Source organism: Brenneria izadpanahii (assembly GCF_017569925.1).
Classification (GTDB): Bacteria; Pseudomonadota; Gammaproteobacteria; order Enterobacterales; family Enterobacteriaceae; genus Brenneria; species Brenneria izadpanahii.
Window position 1 is genome coordinate 1,320,101 of the sequence record NZ_CP050854.1, and the last position, 23,886, is coordinate 1,343,986.

Annotated in this window: 17 protein-coding genes and 1 pseudogene; 12 read left to right on the top strand and 6 right to left on the bottom strand. The window is 54.1% G+C overall.

Annotation, left to right across the window (positions count from 1 at the left end):
* Positions 1–12 precede the first annotated feature (12 nt).
* Positions 13–357: a tryptophan synthase subunit beta gene (locus HC231_RS05860; RefSeq protein ID WP_208230130.1), complete on the top strand. Its 345-nt coding sequence runs from the start codon at positions 13–15 to the stop codon at positions 355–357.
* A gap of 61 nt (positions 358–418) precedes the next feature.
* Here HC231_RS05860 and lapD read toward each other — a convergent pair.
* A pseudogene (gene lapD / locus HC231_RS05865) lies at positions 419–2,363 on the bottom strand (cyclic di-GMP receptor LapD).
* Between the two features lie 9 nt (positions 2,364–2,372).
* The gene (gene lapG / locus HC231_RS05870; RefSeq protein ID WP_208230131.1) at positions 2,373–3,059 is read right to left on the bottom strand and encodes a cysteine protease LapG; all 687 of its coding nucleotides are present in this window, start codon (positions 3,057–3,059) and stop codon (positions 2,373–2,375) included.
* 232 nt (positions 3,060–3,291) lie between these two features.
* Here lapG and yfhb point away from each other — a divergent pair, with 232 nt between their 5' ends.
* On the top strand, positions 3,292–3,930 hold the full coding sequence (gene yfhb / locus HC231_RS05875; RefSeq protein WP_208230132.1) for a phosphatidylglycerophosphatase C: 639 nt from the start codon (positions 3,292–3,294) through the stop codon (positions 3,928–3,930).
* A gap of 111 nt (positions 3,931–4,041) precedes the next feature.
* Positions 4,042–4,509: a tRNA adenosine(34) deaminase TadA gene (tadA, locus tag HC231_RS05880; RefSeq protein ID WP_246494795.1), complete on the top strand. Its 468-nt coding sequence runs from the start codon at positions 4,042–4,044 to the stop codon at positions 4,507–4,509.
* Between the two features lie 120 nt (positions 4,510–4,629).
* Here tadA and mltF read toward each other — a convergent pair whose 3' ends face one another.
* A complete protein-coding gene (gene mltF, locus HC231_RS05885; RefSeq protein ID WP_208230133.1) occupies positions 4,630–6,075 on the bottom strand; it encodes a membrane-bound lytic murein transglycosylase MltF in 1,446 nt (481 codons plus the stop codon).
* A gap of 351 nt (positions 6,076–6,426) precedes the next feature.
* On the opposite strand from mltF, the gene purL reads away from it, so the two are divergent.
* The 5 genes from purL to glnB all read left to right on the top strand — a co-directional run bounded on the left by purL (position 6,427) and on the right by glnB (position 15,217).
* Complete coding sequence (gene purL / locus HC231_RS05890) at positions 6,427–10,311, top strand: phosphoribosylformylglycinamidine synthase (protein WP_208230134.1); 3,885 nt, start codon at positions 6,427–6,429, stop codon at positions 10,309–10,311.
* An 827-nt stretch (positions 10,312–11,138) separates the two neighbouring features.
* Complete coding sequence (locus HC231_RS05895) at positions 11,139–12,575, top strand: sensor histidine kinase (protein ID WP_208230135.1); 1,437 nt, start codon at positions 11,139–11,141, stop codon at positions 12,573–12,575.
* A gap of 3 nt (positions 12,576–12,578) precedes the next feature.
* The gene (gene qseG / locus HC231_RS05900) at positions 12,579–13,427 is read left to right on the top strand and encodes a two-component system QseEF-associated lipoprotein QseG (protein ID WP_208230136.1); all 849 of its coding nucleotides are present in this window, start codon (positions 12,579–12,581) and stop codon (positions 13,425–13,427) included.
* Positions 13,428–13,447: 20 nt separating this feature from the next.
* Positions 13,448–14,785, top strand: coding sequence for a two-component system response regulator GlrR (gene glrR / locus HC231_RS05905; RefSeq protein WP_208230137.1), 1,338 nt, complete (start codon positions 13,448–13,450; stop codon positions 14,783–14,785).
* 93 nt (positions 14,786–14,878) lie between these two features.
* Positions 14,879–15,217 (top strand): nitrogen regulatory protein P-II, encoded by a 339-nt coding sequence (gene glnB / locus HC231_RS05910; RefSeq protein WP_048637865.1) that lies wholly within the window; start codon positions 14,879–14,881, stop codon positions 15,215–15,217.
* Positions 15,218–15,394: 177 nt separating this feature from the next.
* Here glnB and paeY read toward each other — a convergent pair whose 3' ends face one another.
* Entirely contained in the window at positions 15,395–17,056 is a 1,662-nt protein-coding gene (gene paeY / locus HC231_RS05915) for a pectin acetylesterase PaeY (RefSeq protein WP_208230138.1), read from the bottom strand.
* A 526-nt stretch (positions 17,057–17,582) separates the two neighbouring features.
* Here paeY and glyA point away from each other — a divergent pair.
* The 4 genes from glyA (at position 17,583) to HC231_RS05935 (ending at position 21,943) form a co-directional block, all read left to right on the top strand.
* Positions 17,583–18,836: a serine hydroxymethyltransferase gene (glyA, locus tag HC231_RS05920; RefSeq protein ID WP_208230139.1), complete on the top strand. Its 1,254-nt coding sequence runs from the start codon at positions 17,583–17,585 to the stop codon at positions 18,834–18,836.
* 206 nt (positions 18,837–19,042) lie between these two features.
* On the top strand, positions 19,043–20,191 hold the full coding sequence (locus HC231_RS05925; RefSeq protein WP_208230140.1) for a 3-phenylpropionate MFS transporter: 1,149 nt from the start codon (positions 19,043–19,045) through the stop codon (positions 20,189–20,191).
* A gap of 16 nt (positions 20,192–20,207) precedes the next feature.
* Positions 20,208–20,870, top strand: a complete 663-nt coding sequence (locus tag HC231_RS05930; RefSeq protein ID WP_208230141.1) for a DUF1007 family protein — start codon at positions 20,208–20,210, stop codon at positions 20,868–20,870.
* The gene (locus tag HC231_RS05935) at positions 20,861–21,943 is read left to right on the top strand and encodes a nickel/cobalt transporter (RefSeq protein ID WP_208230142.1); all 1,083 of its coding nucleotides are present in this window, start codon (positions 20,861–20,863) and stop codon (positions 21,941–21,943) included. Before HC231_RS05930 ends, HC231_RS05935 begins: the two co-directional genes overlap by 10 nt.
* A gap of 42 nt (positions 21,944–21,985) precedes the next feature.
* On the opposite strand, the gene HC231_RS05940 is transcribed toward HC231_RS05935, so the two are convergent.
* Positions 21,986–22,777, bottom strand: a complete 792-nt coding sequence (locus tag HC231_RS05940; RefSeq protein WP_208230143.1) for an ABC transporter ATP-binding protein — start codon at positions 22,775–22,777, stop codon at positions 21,986–21,988.
* The gene (locus tag HC231_RS05945) at positions 22,774–23,886 is read right to left on the bottom strand and encodes a FecCD family ABC transporter permease (RefSeq protein WP_208230144.1); all 1,113 of its coding nucleotides are present in this window, start codon (positions 23,884–23,886) and stop codon (positions 22,774–22,776) included. Before HC231_RS05945 ends, HC231_RS05940 begins: the two co-directional genes overlap by 4 nt.

Here is a 23,886-nt window from a genome sequence, read left to right on the forward strand (position 1 = left end):
AGGTCTCGGCGTATGTTTTATATCCAGCGTGATAGCAACGGCCATCTAATCAGGGTTGAGGAGCGGCCTTTTCCCGAAATGAATGGCGAACTCGCTGACGGTTCGACAGAGGCATTGGCGTGGTATGAAAGCCATAAAACGGCGGCGGCCGGTTTACAGCAGTTGCGTCAAAGCGACCTGGAAATGGTGCGGGTTCTTGAAGATTTGATTCAGGTATTAATCGATAAAGGCGTCATCAATATTACTGATTTCCCGCCGGCGGCGCAGTTGAAACTGATTGGCCGGGCGCAGGCGCGTGAGGCGTTAAACGGCGGATTGAACAAGTTAATCAGCGACGATGACGACAGTATGTTCTGAATGCATGGCGGGATTGGCATTTACCGTCGCGCCGAGGGCGGCCGCCCTCGGCGATGAGCTATCATTTCGTGGCCGGCGCCGGTTCTCCCAGTAAACGCCCCATCGCGCCCTGCAGCCCCATTTCTTGGAGCACCTTCAATTCGCCGCTGGTTTCCACGCGTTCGGCGATAAGCGGCAGCGCAATGCTGTTGGTTGCCCGGTACATCGCTTCAATAAACATTTTTTTGTCCGCTTCGCGATCGATATTGCGAATATAGCTGCCGTCTACTTTTAAGTAAGCTAGGCCCCATTGCGACAGGTTGCCGATCATATTAAAACGTCCGCCGAAGTGCTGAAGCCCCAGCGCGCAGCCATATTCGTTCAGAAGTTTGATTAATGCGTCAAACTGAACGGCGTCCGGCAGTTGATTCTCATCTAATTCCAGGATCAGACGTTTGGCCAGATGAGGTTGATTTTTCAGCGGCGCCAGCAGTTGAGCCATTAAAGGCAGGTCGAGAGCCGTGCTGCAGGAGATGCTTAACGCCAGCGTCCCTTCATATTGACGTAAATAATCCAATACCTGCTTCAGTATCACCCGGTCCAGACGGGTATTCCAGCCGAAGCGTTGCACCCAGGGAAGGAAATGGCCTGCGGCGATGCTGTTTCCCTGTTCGTCTTCAATCCTTGAGAGCACCTTATGATGCAGAATTTTATCCGGATTAAGGCACTCCACCACCGGTTGCAGGAAAAGCTGCAGTTGTTCCTGCTCCAGGATGGACTCAAGCCGGCTAAACCACATGTGCCGGTCGGTTTCCACTTGTTCTGAAAGGGGCTGGAGTTCCTCGACGGTCATTTTATCGGAATGACGTTCGGCGCTGGTCAGCGCCTGATCGCCGTGTCTCAGCAGCGATTGTGTGCTGTCGCCGGAGCGGAATGGCACCATACAAAATCTGGCGACCGGGGATACGTCCGTTTCACCGGTTAAATACAGGCTGTCAATGTTACGCGTCAGTTCGCCTATCAGGGTAAAGGCTTCCTTCTCTACTAGTCCTGGACAGAGTAGGGCGAATTCGCCGCCGCGAATACGGGCGGACAGGCTTTCCGTGTTGGCATATTGTTTCTGTATCTTGCGGATGATCTGTCCGACGGAAGCCAGCAGCGCGTCGGTACGCTGCCCCCCAGCCGCTGATTCATGCCGGATAGATCCTGGATGCGGATCATAATCAGAAAGCCCGGTGATGTTTCGTCATCAGCGAGTTTATCTTGAAACTGGATATCGAAAGCGCGGCGATTAGCCAGACCGGTCTGCGCATCCAGGTAGGCTTCCTGCCGTAAACGTTCGCTGCGCTCGGCTTCTTCCTCAAATAGTGTTTTGAGTTTGCTGACCATCAGATTCATCGCCTGCGCTACCCGGCGGAACTCCGGCGTGCTGGGTAAATCGGGTTGGCTGAGAAACTCGCGGCGGGTGATCGCCAGCGACTGTTCCACTATATAATTCAGCGGGCGCAGCTGGCGGCGCAGCAATAACGCGCCGAGTAAAACCCCAAGCGTGGCGCAGCCGAGCAGCCAGATCAGCGTGGCGGAACTGCTTTTCCACAAACGGGTGATGGCGAACATGGGATGGCTGACCACTTCCACCTTGGCCGCCTGTTCCCAGCCACGCATGACGATTGCCTCGCCCGCGCCGGGCTGAAGGTTAACCAGTTGGACGAACCAGGCCGGAACATCGGGCACTTCCGGCGACGACATGCGTTCGAGCGTGACTTTATTGGTTTTTAAATCGCGAACGCGGATGCTGGAAAAGTAGCCGCTGTCGAAGATGGAGCTGACCATCAGTTCCACCATCGCCGGGTCGTCGATATTCGGCGTCAGGGATAAACCGAGCGCGGTCGCCGCATCCTGTGCATGGGAATGAAGCTGGTTATTATACTGCTCGCGAGAATTTTCCAGGCTGACAAAAAACTTCCGCTGAAAATAATCAGCACGAACAAGCAGATGGCTATCAGTAATTGTTTGTATAGAGACATAGCCTCATTCTACTCCTCAATTGAAAATCCCTCAGCACGCATTTTGGTCAATAAATCCTGCCAGCGTGAAAGTCGTTTGCTGTCGCCCACTCGTTTGTTGCCGCTTGCTCCCGGTAGCCATAATCCCTCCCCATTAAAGGAGTAAACCGGCAGCAAGTCGGTGCGCTGGGTCGCAGGTTGGATGTTGTTCGTCAGGTTATCCAGCACCAGTGGAATTGAAGTCGGCGTCGGATAATAGGTAAGCACCATATGGGCCTTGTTAAGACGCAGCGCCTTGACGTAAGTGATGCGCAGTTTGTCGCTTGCCACGCCTAAATGGCGCAAAGTGAAATATTTGGCGATAGCGTAATCTTCGCAATCCGCCGCGCCTTTGCGCAGCGCCTCTATGGGACTAGCCCAATAATCATCCTGATTCCATATGACGGTATCGTCGCGAAACAGCAAGCGTTCATTAAAAAAACGATTCACCGCCTCCAACTGTTTTTGTTCATCCGCATTACGCTGAGCCGTCAGTAATGCCTGCCATTCATTAATTCGCCGTCTGGCCTCTGGCGAAGCGGGACCGTAAAGCTGTTCCGTCCGCTGAGTAATAAGCGGGAAGTCCCAGTCTGCGCGCAGGTAGCCCGCCAGCAGTAGCAACAGACAGCAGATCAGAAAAAGCTTGTAATAGGATGCCCTAGGCAAGTGGTATTGCACGGATGTTTCTCTGTTTGCCCATCGGGCGCGCTTCGTCAGTCCGAAGACGAATCAATTAGATTTTAGATTATATATAGTTGCAGAATATCTTACATTCATAATGGCAAAAAACGATTACTATGGCGGCAGTACGACGTGAGGAAAACTAGAATAACGCGAATGACGCTTTATCAGCGATCTCACACGATGAAATACCCTCTTTATTTACTATAGCTCATTGAGGAGTGATGTTTTGAGTGACCAGCCAGACCTGCGCATTGTGTTTTTTGATTTAGACGGCACGCTGCATCAGCAGGATATGTTTGGTAGTTTTCTGCGCTTTCTGCTCAGGCGGTTACCGCTTAATCTTATTCTCGTTCTTCCATTATTGCCGGTTATCGGTTTTGGCTTGTTGGTTTATGGCCGCGCCGCCCGCTGGCCGATGAGCTGGCTGTTGTGGGCCATTACCTTTGGCCGCGATGAGGAACATCTGGTCCAGTTGGAAAAACAGTTTGTTAATGATTTCCGCCGCCAGGTAACGCCTTTCCCGCAGGTGCAGCAGCGGTTGACGGAGTATTTACAAGATACGCATGCTCAGGTTTGGCTGGTAACCGGTTCACCTCAACGTTTAGTTGAGCAGGTTTATCATGATTCCTCTTTTTTACCTGGCGTGCGGTTAATGGGGAGTCAGATAACGCGGCGCGGCGGCGGCTGGATATTGACGCTGCGTTGTTTGGGACAGGAAAAAGTCATTCAGATGGAGCAGCGTCTGGGGGCGCCGTTAAGGTTATATAGCGGCTACAGCGACAGCAAGCAGGATAATCCGCTGCTCTATTTTTGTGAGCACCGCTGGCGAGTGACGCCCAATGGCAGCCTGCAACAGTTGGAATAACCTTTCTCCGGCCTTGTTCAGACGCGCTCAATAGCTATAATGCCCGCCGCAAGGCGTTTAAAAACAGCGTAAGAGGAAATCGTGAGTCGCGAGTTGGATGATGAATATTGGATGCGTCACGCGCTGACGCTGGCCCAACGCGCTCAGGATGAAGGCGAAGTGCCGGTCGGCGCGGTGCTGGTTCTGGATAATCAGGCGATAGGCGAGGGCTGGAATCGTCCCATCGGGCATCACGATCCCACCGCCCACGCTGAAATCATGGCGTTGCGTCAGGGCGGGGCGGTACTGCAAAACTACCGTCTTTTGAGTACCACCCTGTATGTGACGCTTGAACCCTGCATTATGTGCGCCGGCGCGATGATCCACAGCCGCATCGGCCGTCTGGTTTACGGCGCGGCGGATGAAAAAACCGGCGCGGCGGGATCGCTGGTGGATATTTTGCGGCATCCCGGTATGAATCATCAGATAACCATTGATTCCGGCGTGTTGGCGGCGGAGTGTTCCGCAATGCTGAGCGCTTTTTTCCGTATGCGGCGTGAGCAGCATAAAGCAAGGCGCGCGGCGGAAAGAAAAAACTGATAATTCTCCCGCAGGCGGAAATCTCCGGCGGCATCGGGCCGCCAGCGGAAAAAACTTCCGCCTACTGACGCGAGAATGTTGGGAGATGGCGGGGAGGAAGGAAACCGCTGGCGGTATGCATCAGTCCGGTACACTATCCGGCGGAACGGCGGGATAACCCTGCGCCGATAACAGCTTCAGTTTTGCCCTGGCCTCTTTCTCCAGCAGATACCCTTCAAGGCTCACCATATAGCGACGAATGTTCTCCACGTAGTTATAGGCTTGCTGTCCGCGCGCATAACCGTAAGTGGTCTGCGCGTAGTAACGTTTCTGGCTAAGCATGGGCAGACGAATCTTTACATCGACCCAGCTATCAGGGTTGCCGTTCTGTTTGGCCGTCAGCTTACGGGCGTCCAGCAAGTGGGCGTATCCCATATTATAAGCCGCTAACGCAAACCAGATTTTCTCATCTTCGGGGATGGTATCGGGCATTTTTTGCATCATATGGGACATATATTGCGCGCCCCCGCGAATGCTTTGCTCAGGATCGAGGCGATCGGAAACCTCCAGGCTTTCCGCGGTATTGCGGGTAAGCATCATCAGCCCGCGAACGCCGGTCGGCGAGGTCGCCAGCGGATTCCAGTGCGACTCCTGATAGGAAATGGCCGCCAACAACTTCCAGTCAATATCCGTCGCATGTTTTTCAAATAACGGCTGGAAATCGGGTAATGTTTCGTCGATGGCGGAGAGGAATGTGGTGGTGTCAACGTAATCAAATTCGCCGACATGGCCCAAATACTTTTCTTCCAGGCGGGCGAGGGAGCCATCCTCAACGATACGGCTGAAAAAATCCAGCAACGCCGCCGACAGACTGTCATCGTGAGAGCGCCGCATATACCAGGTGACCGGCTCTTCATCGCTGAGATCGAAGGCGACGGCAAGCTGCGGATGAATCCGCTGCATTAATCCAACGGTTACCGAGTCCCCCAGCGTGTAGTCGAGTTTGCCGTCAGCGACCTGTTTCAGCAATTCTTGCGTGGTCAGATCGGACGCGGATTCCCAATTCAACTGCGGATATTTGTCCGCTTTCAAATCGCGTAGTGTGGAGATATATGCAGAACCCGACGTCACAGCCAGGCGTCCCTTTAATTTATCCATCGTTTTGGGCCGGGTATTCCCCAAACGATAAACCAACTGTTGTGAAACGGAATAGTAGGTCGGCCCGGCGCGAAAGCGCCCCAGACGCTCATGGTTGTAAATCAGTCCGGCCGCCAGTATGTCCGCATCGTCGTTATCCAGATCGTCAAACAGGTCGTCAAGATTTTTACGCGACGAAACCACCAGCTTGACGCCGAGATAATCGGCGAAACGTTTAGCCAGTTCATAGTCAAGACCTGTCGGGGCGCCGTTACTGATAGTGTGAGTCAATGGCGAATTGACGGTACTGATACGCAACTCACCGCGTGAGAGGATCTGTCTGAGCTGAACGTCCTGACTGCTGCGCCAGGGGATATTTGGCCATAAAGCCAGCGCCAGCAGTAACGCGATAACCCCAATGAAAAAATAATTTATCTTTAAACGCTTCAAATAATTGTCTCTCGGCGGCTTGCCAGCCTATTTTTATTGCGGCCATTTTTTATGGCGGGCTATCCTGCCCTCCACCTTTACGGGCCGTCGCAAGCGAAGTTTACAATCGCGCTCGGCGATTTTTTATACGAAAACTCCCAGAGTCGGGGCATTTTGCGTAACAAAACCGCAGTGTGCAACTTTTATTGATTTGCTTAATGATCAATCAGTGTCGTAACGTGATGTTTCACAATAGCGACGCAAACGGTTTCGTCCTGAGAAAGGATTCTCTATAATGACGCGCGTTTCCCCCCTGTAGCGCCCAACGATTGCACCGCTGTCAGTGCATCGAAGACGAGAGAACTTTAGATTATGGAAATACTGCGTGGTTCACCTGCTTTGTCGGCTTTTCGTATTAATAAACTGCTTGTCCGGTGCAAAGAGCACTTTTTGCCGATTAGCGATATCTATGCCGAATACGTGCATTTTGCCGATGTCAATGCGCCACTGAACAACGATGAACTGGCCAAACTGACGCGATTGCTGAAATATGGCCCCTCTCTCGCTGAACATGAGCCGCAAGGCCGTTTGCTGTTGGTGACTCCCCGTCCCGGTACGATTTCCCCGTGGTCTTCCAAAGCGACCGATATCGCGCGTAACTGCGGATTGAGTAAAGTTTTACGTCTGGAGCGCGGCCTGGCTTTTTATATTCATGCGCCGACGCTGAGCGATGACCAGTGGCGACAACTGGGCGCGTTGCTGCATGACCGCATGATGGAAAGCGTTTTTGATGAAATGCAGCAGGCGGAGCAGCTATTCTCGCATCATCAACCCGCGCCGTTAAAACGTATTGAGATTTTGTTGCGCGGCCGTCAGGCGCTGGAAGAGGCGAATATCCGGTTGGGGCTGGCTCTGGCGGAAGATGAGATCGATTATCTGCTGGAGGCGTTCAATAAGCTGGGCCGTAACCCGACGGATATCGAGCTTTACATGTTCGCACAGGCGAACTCCGAACACTGCCGTCATAAAATCTTTAATGCCGACTGGGTGATAGACGGTGTGGAACAGCCGAAGTCGCTGTTTAAGATGATTAAGAACACCTTTGTCCATACGCCGGAATACGTGTTATCAGCCTATAAGGATAACGCCGCGGTTATGGAAGGTTCCGCCGTTGGCCGCTTCTATGCCGATACTCAGGGAAACTATGATTATCATCAGGGCGAAGCGCATATTCTGATGAAGGTGGAAACCCACAACCACCCGACCGCTATTTCACCCTGGCCGGGCGCGGCAACCGGCTCCGGCGGCGAAATTCGCGATGAGGGCGCGACAGGGCGCGGTTCTAAACCCAAGGCGGGCCTGGTCGGCTTCTCCGTATCAAACCTGCGTATTCCCGGTTTTGAACAACCGTGGGAAGAGGATTTCGGCAAGCCCGATCGTATCGTCAGCGCGCTGGATATCATGACTGAAGGCCCATTGGGCGGCGCGGCGTTTAATAATGAGTTTGGCCGTCCTGCGCTGACCGGATATTTCCGGACTTATGAAGAACGGGTGGACAGCCATAACGGTATGGAACTGCGCGGTTATCATAAGCCCATCATGCTGGCGGGCGGTATCGGCAATATTCGCGCCGATCACGTGCAGAAAGGCGAAATCAGCATCGGCGCCAAATTAATCGTGCTGGGCGGTCCGGCCATGAATATCGGGCTGGGGGGCGGGGCGGCATCGTCAATGGCTTCCGGCCAGTCTGACGCCGACCTGGATTTTGCTTCCGTTCAGCGCGATAACCCGGAAATGGAGCGCCGTTGTCAGGAAGTGATCGATCGCTGCTGGCAGTTAGGCGAACAGAATCCGATCCTGTTTATTCACGACGTGGGCGCCGGCGGTCTATCCAACGCCATGCCGGAACTGGTTAGCGACGGCGGCCGCGGCGGCCGTTTTGAACTGCGCGACATTTTGAATGACGAACCGGGCATGAGCCCGCTGGAAGTCTGGTGCAACGAGTCGCAAGAACGTTATGTATTGGCTGTCGCGCCGGAACAACTGGCGCTGTTTGATGAGATCTGCCGTCGTGAACGCGCGCCTTATACGGTGATTGGCGAGGCGACGGAAGAACAGCATCTGACGCTGAACGACCGCCATTTCAATAATCAGCCAATCGACCTGCCGCTGGATGTTTTGCTGGGCAAAACGCCGAAAATGCTGCGTGATGTTGAACGCAAACAGGTGGAGGGCGCCCCGTTAAAACGCGATGGCATTTATCTGGCTGAAGCCGTCGAGCGTGTGCTGCATCTGCCGGTGGTGGCGGAAAAAACCTTCCTGATTACCATTGGCGACCGTTCGGTTACCGGCATGGTCGCCCGCGATCAAATGGTCGGCCCGTGGCAGGTGCCGGTGGCCGACTGCGCGGTAACGACGGCGAGCCTGGACAGCTATTACGGTGAAGCGATGTCTATTGGTGAACGCGCGCCCGTGGCGTTGCGTAATTTCGCCGCATCCGCGCGCCTGGCGGTCGGCGAAGCATTAACCAATATTGCCGCGACCCATATCGGCCCGCTGACTCGCGTTAAGCTCTCGGCAAACTGGATGGCGGCAGCCGGTCATCCGGGAGAGGATGCCGGGCTTTACGATGCGGTGAAAGCGATTGGCGAAGAGCTTTGTCCGGCGCTGGGATTAACGATCCCTGTCGGTAAAGACTCTATGTCGATGAAAACCCGCTGGCAGGAAAACGGGGAAGAGCGAGCTATTACCTCGCCGATGTCGCTGGTGATTTCTGCTTTTGCCCGTGTGGAAGACGTTCGTAATACGGTGACGCCTCAGTTGCGTACCGATCAGGACAACGCCTTATTGCTGATCGACCTGGGCGCTGGGCGCAAAGCGCTGGGCGCTACGGCGCTGGCTCAGGTTTATCGTCAGTTAGGCCAAAAAACAGCGGATGTTCACGATGCGCAACAGCTAGCCGGCTTCTTTAACGCCATGCAGCAACTGGTGGCGGATAAAGCGCTGTTGGCCTATCACGACCGTTCTGACGGCGGTTTGTTGGTCACGCTGGCCGAGATGGCATTTGCCGGCCACTGCGGCGTGAATACTGATATCGCTTCGCAAGGCGACGATACGCTGGCTACGCTGTTCAATGAAGAACTGGGGGCGGTTGTCCAGGTTCCTGCTTCGCGTCGGGCGGAGGTGGAAAGCGTATTCGCTCAGCACGGCTTGGCGGACTGTGTCCACTATCTTGGCCGGGCCGAAGAGGGCGCCCGCTTTATTATTACGCGTGGCGAGGAAGTGATTTACCGCGAAAGCCGCAACACCATGCGTACCTGGTGGGCGGAAACCACCTGGCAGATGCAACGACTGCGCGATAATCCGCAGTGCGCCGATCAAGAACATAGCGCCAAACAGGATGACAGCGATCCCGGCTTGAATGTGGCGCTAACTTTTGCGCCGCAGGAAGATATTGCCGCGCCTTATATCGCCAGCCAGGTCCGTCCGAAAGTGGCGGTATTGCGTGAGCAAGGGGTTAATTCCCATATTGAAATGGCCGCTGCTTTCCACCGCGCCGGTTTTGACGCCGTCGACGTTCATATGAGCGATCTGCTGGCGGGCCGCCGGGATCTGAACGATTTCCATGCGCTGGTTGCCTGCGGCGGTTTCTCTTATGGCGACGTACTGGGCGCGGGTGAAGGTTGGGCGAAGTCCATTCTTTTCAATCCTCGAGTTCGCGATGAGTTCGCGGCGTTTTTCCAGCGTCCGCAGACGTTGGCGTTAGGGGTATGTAACGGCTGCCAGATGATGTCGAATCTGAGAGAGCTGATCCCCGGAGCCGAACTCTGGCCGCGTTTCGTCAAGAATAAATCGGAGCGTTTCGAAGCCCGCTTTAGTCTGGTGACGGTCGAGAAGAGCCCGTCGTTGTTTATGAACGACATGGCGGGTTCGCGTATGCCTATCGCTGTTTCACACGGCGAAGGTTTGGTTGAGGTCCGCGATGGCGCTCATCTGGCCGCGCTGGAGCAGCAAAGCCTGGTGGCGTTACGCTATGTGAATAACTATGGTCAGGCGACGGAAAATTATCCCGCCAACCCGAACGGCTCGCCAAACGGCATCACCGCGGTGACCAGCGCCAGCGGCCGGGCTACGGTCATGATGCCGCACCCTGAGCGGGTATTCCGCACGGTCAGCAACTCCTGGCACCCGGAAGAGTGGGGGGAAGACGGCCCATGGATGCGTATGTTCCGCAACGCGCGTAAACAGCTGGGGTAACGTCAGCTTGAGTAAAACCGCAAGGGGCCTTTGTTCGGCCCCTTCGGTCTGATGCGCTACGCCATCGTTCTCCCTATCCTGGGCTGTCGATGGCGGCTTTGTATATCCTCGTTCCGCCCAATCTCTTTTAGCAATGAATCGATAACTGGAGCCTGAGAGCGATATGAGGGGCTTTCACCTATCTGTCGCAAAAGCACGACAGGCGCCATTTTCGATGTCGCCAAATGGTGACAATTAATTCATTGATTTTTAAAGGTGTAATTTATTTTCTGCGGCAATGTCGTTTTTTAACGACAGAATGGCGAGTCGCGTGGGTAAATCGGCGGGTTACGGCGCATAACTTACGTGCTGATAAAAAAGTAACAATAAAAACAACTTAAAAATCATATTGACGGTTTCTGTCTTTCAAAAGTGGCACAGATAGTGCTAATGTATATGAGTTGCTCATTCAACTGGTTATGATTGCGCTGCTGATTGGCAGAGACTTTCGCTCATAACACCCGGAATGACGCCAAAAGAAAAGGTGCCTATCGTCCAACAGATCGATAACAGTACGCGAAAGCTGACTTTATCAAACATCGGGCGACACGTTGAGTGAGGCACCACCTATTCAGTTCCGCGGTCAGAAGAGCAATATCTTCTGACCGCGCAATGCTTTAACATCCAGTCCGCACGCCTCTCCTGTTGATGATCATCCTTGCTGCTTAGCCTGCGTTTTTTTGCTTTGGCGTTACTTTCGTATTGGAATGCGGCGCGCATTCAGTAGGGGAAAACGTTGAACTTTTATATTACTCGATTAGCATCAGAGCGGAACGATAGGTAACGAGATGATTTCCTTGAAACGATGGCGTTTATTCCCGCGTTCTCTGCGGCAGTTGGTCATTATGGCGTTTTTATTGGTGCTGTTGCCTTTATTGGTGCTGGCTTATCAAGCGTATCAAAGCCTGGATACGCTTAGCGAGCAGGCCGCAGAGATCAACCGCACGACGTCGAGGGATGCCCGGCGAAGCGAGGCGATGACCAGCGTAGCATTGGCTATGGAGCGTAGCTATCGCCAGTACTGCGTGCTGGATGATCAAACGCTGGCGAAACTCTACCAGGACCAGCGTAACCAGTATTCCCAAATGCTGGACGCGCACGCTTCCGTCTTACCCGATCAGCGCTATTATCAAACGCTGCGTCAATATTTAACCCAACTGACAGAATTACACTGCCACAATAGCGGTCCCGACCAGGCTGCATCCGCGCTGTTGGAAAATTTCTCCCGCGCAAATGGACAAATGGTTCAGATGACGCGCGAAGTGGTGTTTTCCCGTGGACAACAATTGCAGCAGGCGATTGCTGAACGCGGTCATTTTTTCGGTTGGCAATCGTTATTGCTGTTTCTGGTGAGTCTGTTGCTGGTCTTCCTGTTCACTCGAATGATCATCGGTCCGGTAAATGGCGTCGAGCGGATGATCAATCGTCTGGGGGAAGGGCGGTCTTTAGGGAATACCAGCACCTTTAAAGGTCCGCGTGAAATTCGCTCGTTGGCGCAGCGCATTATCTGGCTGAGCGAACGGCTTTCCTGGCTGGAGTCGCAACGGCATGAATTTCTCCGGCATATTTCCCATGAGTTGAAAACGCCGCTGGCAAGCCTGCGGGAAGGTACGGAACTGCTGGCTGATGAGGTAGTAGGTCCTCTGACGCCCGATCAGAAAGAAGTGGTGTCCATTCTGGACAGCAGTAGCCGGCATCTGCTGCAATTGATTGAACAGCTACTGGACTATAATCGCAAACTGGCGGATGCGCCGACGGAGCTGGAACGGGTCGAAATTGAAGAAATTGTCGATATCGTCGTATCGTCCCATAGTTTGCCGGCCAGAGCCAAAATGATGCATACCGATATTAAACTGGAAGCTGAATTCTGTTGGGCGGAAACGACGCTATTGATGCGTGTAATCGACAATCTCTATTCCAATGCGGTGCACTATGGCAAGGAATCCGGTAACATTTGGATCTATAGCCGTCTGACGGGTAATCGGGTTCAGATTGAGGTCGCCAATAGCGGCACGCCGATTCCCGATGCGGAGCATAGCATGATTTTCGAGCCCTTTTACCAGGGAAGCCATCAGCGTAAAGGCGCGGTAAAAGGCAGCGGGTTGGGGTTGAGTATCGCCCGGGATTGTATCCGCCGAATGCACGGCGAGCTAAGCCTGATATCCGTTGACTATGCAGATGTCTGTTTTCGTATTGAATTGCCATTAACTTCCGAGAATGAATAAATAATGAACGCATGGTTCGCCGCTCCTTTTCCGCTGCGCATTTGGTTTTCCGCCATGTTCGATGCGTCTTTCAGCCGTATGTTAAAGACCGTGGTGATGCCATCCTTGCTGTTATTGACGATATCGCTCCTGACTGCTTGTAACAATAATGCGGGGGGAGGCATATCGGCATATGGCCTGGAAAACCTAACGCCGAAAGAACAGGTCACCGATTATCGCGTGGCGCAGTGCGAGCATCTCTGGCAAGTGAGCGATCGGGAAGCCATGGATAACGCGCTGTACTGGCTGAGGGCGATGGATTGCGCCGGCCGGTTGACCCAGGCGCAGGCGCGGGAAGAGGCGCAGCTAGTGGCGGGCGGCGATTGGGAGAGCGCTTTCAAACAGGGCATTTTGCTGGATAATGCGGGCATCACGCCGGCGGAACGTCGGCAGATGTTGGAGAAGATCAATTTATTCCGCCTCGATTTTCCTGCGGCATTGCGTCCGCTGATACAGACCTGGCGCGACAGACAAACGCTGTTTCTGGCTTTATCCGATGAGCGCTTACGCTATAAGCGATTGCAGGAATCTACGGATAAACAGCTGGAGTCACTGCAAACTCAGCAAGAGCACCTACAATATCAGCTTGAGACGACAAGGCAGAAGCTGGAGAACCTGACGGATATCGAGCGCCAGCTTTCGACCCGTAAGCAGCTATCCGGGGAGATGCCTGATAACGAGCCCGATCATCGCAATAATGCGGGCGCGGGGCGTGATAGCTCGCATAGCGCCATACCGCCGAAATCGGATGCGGAACCGGCAAAAGCGGATCGGACTTACACGCCGCCGGCTGAATCTGATACAGATAAATAGACGAAGGAGCCGAAAAACCAATGACAGCCCGGAAAGCGGCGAATTTGTTACTGGTGGACGACGACCCCAGCCTGTTAAAGCTATTAGGGATGCGTCTGACCAGCGAAGGTTTCAGCGTAATGACGGCGGAAAGCGGTCAGGAAGCGTTGCGCCTGCTAGCCAAAGAGCAGTTCGATCTGGTGATTAGCGATCTCCGCATGGATGAGATGGACGGTATGGCGCTCTTTTCTGAAATACAGCGCTATCAACCGGGAATGCCCGTTATTATTCTGACGGCCCATGGTTCTATTCCTGACGCGGTGGCGGCAACCCAGCAAGGGGTGTTCAGTTTCCTGACTAAACCGGTCGATCGCGACGCCTTATACAAGGCCATTGATGAAGCCCTGGCTTTATCCGCGCCGGTCGGGGATGAAGGCTGGCGTGAAACCATTGTAACCCGCAGCCCGTTGATGCTGCGCCTGTTGGAGCAGGCCAAGATGGTCGCTCAGTCGGATGTCAGCGTGTTGATTAATGGCCAGAGCGGTACCGGGAAAGAGGTGTTGGCCCAGGCGATTCATGCCGCCAGCCCGCGGGCGAAAAAAGCGTTTATCGCCATCAACTGCGGCGCGCTGCCAGAGCCGCTGTTGGAATCGGAATTATTCGGTCACGCTAAAGGCGCATTCACCGGCGCGGTCAGCAGCCGGGAAGGGCTTTTTCAGGCGGCTGAAGGCGGCACGCTGTTTTTGGATGAGATTGGCGATATGCCGATTTCTTTACAGGTCAAACTGCTGCGGGTTTTACAGGAGCGTAAAGTACGCCCGCTGGGCAGCAACCGCGATCTGGATATTGATGTGCGGATTATCTCCGCCACCCATCGTGATTTGCCTAAAGCCATGGAAAAAGGCGAATTCCGCGAAGATCTCTATTATCGGCTGAACGTCGTCAATATGAAGCTGCCCGCTCTGCACGAACGGGCGGAGGACATCCCGCTATTGGCCAATCATCTGCTGCGTGAGTCGGCCGCCAGGCATAAGCCCTTTGTGCGATCTTTCTCAACGGATGCCATGAAGCGGTTGATGACGGCAAGCTGGCCGGGTAATGTCCGGCAACTGGTTAATGTGATTGAACAGTGCGTTGCGCTGACCAGCGCCCCGGTGATCGGCGAAGCGTTGGTCATACAGGCGCTGGAAGGTGAAAATACCGCGTTACCGACGTTTGTCGAGGCCCGCCATCAGTTCGAATTGAACTACCTGCGTAAACTGTTACAGATAGCCAAAGGCAATGTCACTCAGGCGGCGCGTATGGCGGGGCGTAACCGGACGGAATTTTATAAACTGCTGGGGCGTCATGAACTGGACGCCAACGATTTTAAAGAATAGTGCTAATAGATTGTAGGTTTGGATTCTGACAATCTTTTTGTTTTTGCTGATGCCCGGCTTTGGCCGCAATATAGGTGTTACTAAGGTTCTTCGATGAAAAAAATTGATGCGATTATTAAGCCGTTCAAACTGGACGATGTTCGTGAGGCGTTAGCTGAAGTGGGCATCACCGGGATGACGGTAACGGAAGTGAAAGGGTTTGGCCGTCAGAAAGGCCATACCGAGCTTTATCGTGGCGCTGAGTATATGGTCGACTTTCTGCCCAAGGTGAAAATTGAGATCATTGTGGGCGATGATATTGTCGATACCTGCGTGGAAACCATCATGCATACGGCGCAGACCGGTAAAATCGGTGACGGCAAAATCTTCGTCTTTGATGTCGCCCGCGTCGTACGTATCCGTACCGGTGAAGAAGATGAAGAAGCGATCTGACTGAGCCCCAATTCCGCCATCCCCGCATCAGTGGGCGGGGATCTGCTTTTGCCGGTAGTTGGCCGCCGCCGGAGGCGTCCGCTAGCGCGGGCATGACCGGCGGGAGGTTAAAACTTTATGATTATCGCCGCTTTCCTTATCTAATCAGCAAGATGCATGAATAATGGATGCTTGGGATTATTTCTTGCCACTGCCGATAAGTTTGTCCGCCAACGTTTTTAACTCCGGCGTCTTGCGGATCGCCTCCGCGATAATTCCTGAAACGGCGACGGCGCCTTTTTTCTGGAAGTTCGTGGGATCCGGTTTAGCCGCACTGCCGATCTGATTACGGTAGAAAGGGTAATGCGCCGGATCGGCCGCCAGCCAGTACTGCTTCCAATGATTGCTATTTCCCTGATTAGCCAGCGCGATCGTCGCCGGTTCTATGTCCAGTAGAATGACCTTATTGGCTGCGGCGGTATTTTTAATGGTTTGGCTGTAGTCGCCAACGAACGCGTATCCGCCTTCGGCATTCTGCGTCGTAAAGTGATTATGCACGACGGGCGTGCCGATTTTGCCGTCGGCTGTACGGACTCGGGTCGTCGGTGTGAGCAATACCGGCGTTAACTGATGCTGGCGGGCGAAATTAATATAGCGTTCCAGCGAGGTCTGAAACGACATGTCGGACTTACCCGGAGGGGACTGCGTTTTTCCCGCCGCGTCATTGGGATACGTGCATAAGTTGGCGACATCGGCCGCGCCGCGTTCTGGTCTGGCGCTATCGCAATTCTGGTCATTGTGACCCATTTGGATGAAAAGGAAATCGCCCGCTTTCATCAGCGGCTGCATCTGGCGAAACCAGCCTTCGTAGAAATAATCGCGTGAACCGCGCCCGGCGCGGGAACCATTAACGACTTTTACTCCGCTATCGCTACGGAACTGCTGTTCAAACACTTGACCCCATCCCATACGCGGCAAGCGGGCCTTTTCATAAGTCGCCGCGGTAGCGTCTCCCACCAGGAAAATCCGGGTCTGCGCTTTCTGGATCGCATCCAGATGCTGGCGGGCAAATTGATAATCCAGAGGTTCATAGGCGCCTTGTCCGTATAGGCCCGCGATTGGCCGAAAAACGCTGTCGGTCAGCACGGTATGTCCCGAATAGCCGGTGTTATTGTCATAATCACGATTGTGGTTAATCACATTGATAATTTTGCTGACGGTGTCTTGCTGGACGGCGGGGTAGGTCAGCGGATCGAAACGCGCGGGCGCGGCAACGCCGGCCTGTTTCAATGCTGAATTAAATCCCGTGTGGAAAGCGGCATACGCCTTTTTCAAGGCGGCGTTATCCAGCTTTGGCGGCGTCGCGTCGTCAGTCAACTGCTGCGGGCCGATATAACCCGCGGCGACGGCAACGTCAGAGACGATACGGTCGGTCAACGGATTGATATTGATAATATTATCATCGCCGGATTGCAGCGTAGGAGCCAGCGCATTCAGGCAAATCGCCCGAGGAACATTGTCGAGCTGGCAATTGGTGCCGCCGGATTCGATGGCCAAAAGGCGCAGCGGTGATGATAATCCTGACACATCAATATGATATTTCCCTTCTTCATCGGTTTGCGCCTGTCTGCGTTGGCCCTGCTGATCGCGGATAATGATGATTGCGGGCAGGTGAATTTCACGGTGTGTTACGCGGCCCGTCAGGGTGGTTTTATCTTCTAGCTTAATGCTGGCTAATGTTTCGATAGCGCTTTGTTGTTTTGTATTTTGCGCGGCGGCGGATGATGCGGCGTGTGCCAGTAACCAGGGTGAGGAAAATAATATTGCGAAGGCCATACCACCAGAAAAACGTTTTAACATGATAAGACATATCCTTAGTTACAAGAATCAAAAGCACTTTTTATGTGTTCTACACGCCGCTAAAGGTTTTACAGGGCTAACTGTCGTTAACAGGCTGAGGGCGTTTATTATGCACCTAAATTTGTTAAGGATGATGTCTAAATTCCTTAAAAATATGGCGTTATTATTAAGTTAAAATGAAGTTCGCTTCTCATTAACGCCGGCTGTTTTTTGATCGGCGTCTTTTATCGCCGTCACGGCGAGACTGAAGCTTATTAATCTGTGATCTACATCGTAGACGGCTTAGTTTGTACTGCGGTTGCCGTATCATCATGAAGAAAAAATAGGTTGAAAATGAAGAAAACTCCGCTTTCCCTTCAATGGGGAAAACCTTCTCAGCCCTTGCGCCGTCTGTAGCTAATCGTTTGCGTAAAAACCTATGTCAAGACCTATCTTCATTAGGGAGAAACGGTTTACACTATAGGCCAGTGCCCGAACGGGTGATTATTTTTTAATCTATTTAAGTTAGCTGAGTCAGGAGATGCGGATGTTAAAGCGTGAAATGAACATTGCCGATTATGATGCCGAGCTGTGGCAAGCAATGCAGCAAGAAGTCGTGCGTCAGGAAGAGCATATTGAACTGATTGCATCGGAAAACTATACCAGTCCGCGCGTTATGCAGGCGCAGGGTTCTCAGCTAACTAACAAATATGCTGAAGGTTATCCGGGAAAACGTTACTACGGCGGTTGCGAATACGTCGATGTGGTTGAACAACTGGCCATCGATCGCGCTAAGGCGCTGTTCGGCGCAGATTACGCTAATGTTCAGCCGCACTCTGGTTCTCAGGCTAACTTTGCAGTTTATACCGCACTGTTGCAGCCGGGCGATACCATTCTGGGTATGAATCTGGCGCACGGCGGTCACCTGACTCACGGCTCTCCGGTAAACCTGTCCGGTAAACTTTACAATGTCATCCCTTACGGTATCGACGAAAGCGGCAAGATCGATTACGACGAGATGGCGGAGCTGGCCCGTACCCATAAACCCAAAATGATTGTTGGCGGTTTCTCCGCCTATTCCGGCGTGGTGGATTGGGCGAAAATGCGCGAAATCGCGGATAGCATCGGCGCTTATCTGTTTGTCGATATGGCGCACGTCGCCGGTCTGATTGCGGCGGACGTTTATCCGTCCCCGATCCCGCATGCCCATATCGTGACGACGACGACGCACAAAACGCTGGCAGGTCCGCGCGGCGGTTTGATTCTGGCGAAAGGCGGCGACGAAGAGCTGTACAAGAAACTGAATTCCGCCGTCTTCCCGGGCGGACAGGGCGGCCCGCTGATGCACGTTATCGCGGGTAAAGCCGTCGCGCTGAAAGAAGCGATGGAGCCTGAATTCAAAACTTATCAACAGCAGGTAGCGAAAAACGCCAAAGCGATGGTTGAAGTGTTCCTGTCCCGCGGCTATAACGTGGTTTCCGGCGGAACGAGCAACCACCTGTTTTTACTGGATTTAGTGAACAAGAATATCACGGGTAAAGAGGCAGATGCCGCGTTGGGCCGCGCCAATATCACGGTTAACAAAAACAGCGTGCCAAACGATCCCAAGAGCCCGTTCGTTACTTCCGGCGTGCGTATCGGTACGCCTGCGGCGACCCGCCGCGGCTTTAAAGAAGCTGAAGTTCGCGAACTGGCCGGCTGGATCTGCGACGTGCTGGATAACATCAATGACGAAGCCGTTATTGAACGTACTAAGCAGAAAGTTCTGGATATCTGCGCCCGCTTCCCGGTTTACGCATAATCCATAGATCTTCCCCTGATTGCTGCTGTTCGGGGAGTCGCTTAAAACGCCGGCCATATGCCGGCGTTTTTTATGATGAGCTATATTCCTTTCCTTCACCTTGCGGATCGCCGCTACGCAGCGTTGAAAATCGCGCCCGGCGGTTTTTTTGGCATTGCGTCGATCGCCGCTCTCTGACAGAGTAGCCAGCCAGAGAGGGAGAACCCATGGTATTGCGATCAACACGTTGGCTGGCGTTAAGCTACTTCACTTACTTTTTTTGTTATGGCGTTTTTCTGCCGTTCTGGGGCGGCTGGTTGAAAGGCGAGGGATTGTCCGCCGAATCCATCGGACTATTGCTGGGGGTTGGTCTGGTAGCCCGTTGCGTCGGCAGCCTGGCGATTACGCCCAGCGTGAAGGATCCATCGAAACTGATTCTGGCCTTGCGGATATTAGGGCTGCTGACGCTGGCGTTATCTGTCGGCTTTTGGTTAGGCAATGCCTGGCTGTGGCTCATGCTGGTGATGATCGGCTTTAATCTATTTTTTGCTCCGTTGGTGCCATTGACGGATGCCTTGGCGGCAATCTGGCAACGGCAAATCGTCATGGATTATGGCAAGGTTCGGGTCTGGGGATCGATCGCTTTTGTCATCGGTTCCGCCGCAACCGGCGAACTGGTGGCCGTCTGGGGGCATCCGGCGATTCTGGCGATCCTGAGCGCCGGGCTGATTGCCATGCTTCTGGGCATGTTGTTCCGACCCAGCGTGATGCCGGAAGCGGCCGAACCCGCAGCGCGGTCTGCGGCCGTAACGCCCTGGAAAACGCTATTTCGGGAGCCGTCGGTATGGCGTTTCCTGCTGTGTGTGTCCTTGCTGCAAGGGGCGCATGCGGCATATTACGGTTTCAGCGTAATTTATTGGCAGAACGCGGGATATTCCGCGGCGATTATCGGTTATCTCTGGTCGTTGGGCGTGGTGGCGGAAATCATCATTTTTACCTTTAGCCAGCGTTTATTCCGGCGCTGGAACGCCGGAAATCTATTACTGCTTTCCGCCGTTTGCGGGGTAGTGCGATGGGCGCTGATGGGGTCTACGGTGGCGCTTCCCTGGTTGATTGTGATACAGATATTGCACTGCGGAACCTTCACCGTTTGTCATCTGGCGGCGATGCGCTTTATTGCGGCCCGCAACGATGGCGAAGTCTTACGTTTGCAAGCCGTTTATTCAGCCTTGGCGATGGGCGGAAGCATTGCGGTGATGACGGTGGTTTCCGGCTTTCTGTTCGAACATTTACAGAGCGGAACCTTTTGGGTAATGGCGATGCTGGCCGTTCCGGCGCTGTTTGTGCGTCCTTCCGTCAGCCGGCGGGCTGCCTGAAATGCGTGGGGAGTGAATGCTATATTTTAATGTTTTGATTCGCTGGTGCAGACGTATCATGCTGTTGACGGCGGGCATAGCGGTTAGCGGCCAGCCGGTTTTCGCCCATCCGCATAGCTTTATTGATATGCAAACGACCGTCGAAAGCCAGAACGAACAGATTACCGGTTTGCGCATGCAGTGGACCATGGATCCCATCACGTCGGCCGATCTGCTTTACGATGCCGGCAACGCGGAAAAAAATTCCGAAATATGGAAGAAACTGGCTGCGGAAGTAATGGCGAATGTGTTGGGCCAGCACTATTTCACCGATATTTATCGGGATGATAAACCGGTGAAGTATGCGCCGATGCCGACGGAGTATCGTCTTTCCCGCAAAGGTAATCAGGCCGTGCTGGAGTTTGTATTGCCGCTGGCCCATCCGCAGTCATTGGCGGGGAAGCCGCTGCTGATCTCCACCTATGACCCAACCTATTTTGTCGATATGTCCTATGAGAATGATAAAGCGATAAAACTGGCTCCCGCGTTAGCCTCGCGTTGTAAAACCACGCTGATGACGCCAAAGCCTGATACTGATTTACAGTCTTACGCGCTGTCTCTGGATAAAGCCGATGCGCCGGATGAGGATATGGAACTTGGCAAGCAGTTTGCCCAGCAGGTGACGTTGCAATGTCATTGAATATAAGCGATGCCGTGAGTCAAAAATCATCCGTCGGCCGATTGATCGGGTTGTGGCCGCTGTGGCTGTTTTTACTTCTGCTGGTGCTGGCTTTACATTGGGTGATTGCCTATTGGCCGCAGATCGTATTGCAAAGCGCCGTCTGGCAGAAGTCGCTGCACCAGCAGATGTCGCGCTTGTTGCAGATGGTTGCGGCAGAACCGCATCGCGCCGGGCTGGGCCTGATGGCGTTTAGCCTGGTTTATGGCGTATTGCACGCCATCGGCCCCGGACATGGCAAAGTGGTCATTATGACCTACCTTGCCACTCATCCCTCGAAGTTGAAAAGCAGTCTTAAACTGACCTGCGCCGCATCGCTGGTTCAGGGGGGAATGGCTGTGCTGCTGGTTACGATCGTGCTGGGCGTTTTGCAGCTATCCAGCCGGACATTACACAACAGCAGCTTCTGGATGGAGAAGGGGAGCTTTATCCTGATCGCCGTGCTGGGAGCGCTACTCTGCTGCCGGGCGCTGCAACGGTTATCGGCCACTGTTCGTCGCAGAGCGAAACCTGTCGCCATTCTGCGTTTAACGCCGATCGGCCAGCATGATGCAAAATTCAAAATTCCTGTTGGCGTTAGCGCGATCAACAGCGGGCATCACGCTGATCTCCGTCAACATAACGGGTGTGGATGCGGCCATCGCCATCTTCCCAGTCAGGAGGAGCTTAATCAGGACGGCAACTGGCGCACGCGCTTGATGATCGTTTTGTCCATGGGATTGCGACCCTGCTCCGGGGCGATACTGGTATTGCTGTTTTCTAAAGTAATAGGCGTATTTCTTTGGGGGATCGCCTCTGCGCTGGTGATGGCATTAGGAACGGCGCTCACCATTTCTACGCTGGCGCTGCTGGTATTTTACTGCCGCCGGATGATCGAACGGTTGGGCGGTAAGAGTACGCCATCGATCTGGCGGCGCGTTGCCGGATCGCTGTTGTCGTTGGCCGGAGGGCTTATCTTGCTCGGCAGCGGCATTCTACTGTATTTGAGCGCACAGCCGGCGATGATGGGCGGCATTCGTCCTTTCTCCGGTTGATATCAGGATACCGGCCGCCGCTTGCCGCCGGTATCCCTGCGATTAACTATCCGGTTCGTTCACCAGGCCGTCGATAATCACCTGCGGAATGCCCTGCGAACAGCGTTCAATTCGGCCTTTCACGCCATAGACCGTCGCCAAACTCGCCGGACTGATCACATCGGCGGGGGCGCCATCCGCGATCAAATTACCGTTTTGCAGCATCAGCGCGTGATCGCCATGGCGTAGCGCAATGTTGATATCGTGCACCACGACCACCGTGATAATGTCCCGTTTGCGCGTCTCTCTGCGTACCAGATCCATGACATGAAACTGATAGTTCAAATCCAGCGCGCTCAGGGGTTCATCCAGCAATAACAGCGAAGGCTGGCGAATTAACGACTGCGCCAGCCCGACCAGCTGTTTTTGCCCGCCGGAAAGCTGATCGAGATAGCTTAACGCCAGATGCTCAATACCCAGCTGTTTCAACAGCGTCATCACTTCAGCCTGGCTTTCGGCGTTATGGCGGCCGCCGGATGCCCGTTGGGCGACGATAATGGATTCGAGCACGTGCAGGTGCACGCCCGCCGGCAGCGACTGCGGCAGGTAAACCACTTTTTCCGCCCGTTTGGCGAACGGCAGTTGCATCAGATTACTGTCATCCAGCCACAGTTCGCCCTCAGAGTGGTTCAGCCCGGCCATGGCCCGCAACAGCGTAGACTTGCCGCTACCGTTGGGACCAAGCAGGACGGTGATCTTGCCGCGTGGTAGTAAAGGTACGGACAGATCGCGAATTACCTGCCGTTTTGGATAGCCGGTGCGGAAATGAGAAATGTGTAATCCTTGCTGGCTCATACACTCCCCCGATGGCGCAGAATGATGCTGAGAAAGAACGGTACGCCAACCAGCGAGGTGACGATCCCGACGGGAATAATCACGCCGGGGATCATATTTTTCGAAGCAACGGAAGCGAGCGACAGCACCAGCGCTCCGAACAGCGCGCTGGCGGGCAGATAGAAACGGTGATCTTCGCCGAATATCAGACGGGCGATATGGGGCGCGACCAGGCCGATAAAACCGATGGGGCCGACAAAGGCGACCGACACCGCGGAGAGAATACTGATGCGCAGCAGCGTCGCCAGGCGCAGACGCCGGACGTTAATGCCAAAGCTGACGGCGCGATCTTCACCCAGCCGCAATGCGGTAAGTTTCCAGGAGCTCATCAGCGATAGCGGCATCACGGCAGCCAGAATAAGCAACAGAATGCCCAGTTTCTCCCAGGATGCCCGCGCCAGGCTGCCCATGGTCCAGAAAACCAATCCTTGCAGCGTATCTTCGTTCGCAATGAACTGCAGCATGGAAACCAGCGCGTTAAAGGTAAACACCAGCGCGATGCCAAACAGCACGACGCCGGACGTGGCGACCTGCGTCCAGCGCGTGATGCCGTCCAGCAACAGCGCGGCCAGCAGGGCGAAAAGAAACGCGTTGGCGGAGATGAACCACTGCGCCGGAATGCCGGGAATGCCGATACCCAGCACGATGGCGAGAGCGGCCCCAAACGCGGCGGCGGACGATACCCCGAGCGTAAAAGGGCTGGCCAGCGGGTTATTCAGAATGGTTTGCATCTCGGCGCCGGCCAGACCGAGTGAAAGTCCGACGGCTATCGCCATCAGGGCATAAGGCAGACGAATATCCCAGACGATCACCCTGGTGCCCGCATCGGCGCTGGCGGGATGCATCAGGGTTTGCCACAACACGTCGAGCGTCAGTCCCGATGGACCCATGGTGAAATCCAGCAATAAAGAGCCGATGATTGCCGCAATCAACAGCGTGATGGCGGTCACCCGGCGGCGAATTATATGGCGATAGCTGCTCATCACATTATTTCCGGAAAGGCCGTTTCCGGAAAGCGTTTCGGCTGCGCGAGTCGTGTCGGCTATCTTCGAGTCAGTTGTTACGCTCAT